Raw genomic sequence first — 1,076 nt, forward strand, 5'->3', positions numbered from 1 at the left:
GGCCCAGACCGACGGGGACGAACTGGACCGGCAGATCAGCGCTTACCTGGCTGACGCCGATGATATCCGCAGCCTGCCCACCGGCAGCGACGAAGACGAAGACGAAGGAGACGATGACACCGAGATTCTCACCGAGGTCCGGGTCGGTCATGGCCGGGAGCGCGAGGCACGCCGGGCTTGTCAGCGTGAGCGGGAGCGCCCGCGGCCGGCGGGGATGCTGGAGGCCGGCGCAGCCGACGGCAAGGCCGTCCGGGGCGCTCGCCATGGCGACACGCCCGCCCCGCAACTGCTGTCGTTGTTGCACCATGACCGCGGCGTGGTGCTGGGCCAGCGGCAGATCGCCGATAAGACCAGCGAAGTGCCCGAACTCGGCCCGCTGCTGGCCGACGCCCTGACCAGCAGCGACGTGGCCGTCATCACCGCCGACGCGTTGCACACCGCCCGCGAAAGCGCCCGGCAGATCAGCGAGGACTTCGGCCGCTACTACGTGCTGGTTCTCAAGGACAATCAGCCCACGCTCCTGGCGGCGGCCCAGCCCCGGTTGGCCTGCGGAACCGATGCCGAGCACGAGCAGACCGGCACCGGGCACACCGAACGCGACCGGGGACACGGCCGCATCGAGTCCCGCACCATCCGTACCGCCCCCGCCACCGACCTGGACTTCCCCCACGCCGCCCAGGTCTTCCGGATCGTCCGTCACGTCGCCGATCTGGACGGCAAGGGGGTCAGCAAGGAAGTGGCCTACGGGATCACCAACGCGCCCTCCAACGTGGCCGGTCCCGTGCACCTGAACACCTACGTGCGCCAGCACTGGACCGTGGAGAACCGCGAGCACTACGTCCGAGATCGCACATTTCGCGAAGATGACCGCCAGGCCAGAACCGGGCAACTGCCCCACGTCCTGGCCGCCCTACGCAACCTCGTCATCAGCGCGTTCCGCCAACGCGGCCATGCCAACATCGCGCACGCCCGCAGGCACTACACCCACGTCTCCCATCGACTTCTCAGACTCTTCGCCCTGTGAACGGCAGCTATCGGACCATACGAACTTAAATCGTCAACATGCCGGGGCCGTG

General features: G+C 68.3%; 1 protein-coding gene. It reads left to right on the top strand.

All coding sequences use genetic code 11. The annotated features are described in order from the left end of the window. Positions 1-1,024: ISAs1 family transposase (locus AB0O34_RS37015; RefSeq protein ID WP_363923696.1), on the top strand; the 1,024-nt coding region annotated here is incomplete at its 5' end. Positions 1,025-1,076: the final 52 nt, after the last annotated feature.

The sequence above is a fragment of the Sphaerisporangium sp. NPDC088356 genome (assembly GCF_040685555.1).
Taxonomy (GTDB): Bacteria; Actinomycetota; Actinomycetes; order Streptosporangiales; family Streptosporangiaceae; genus Sphaerisporangium.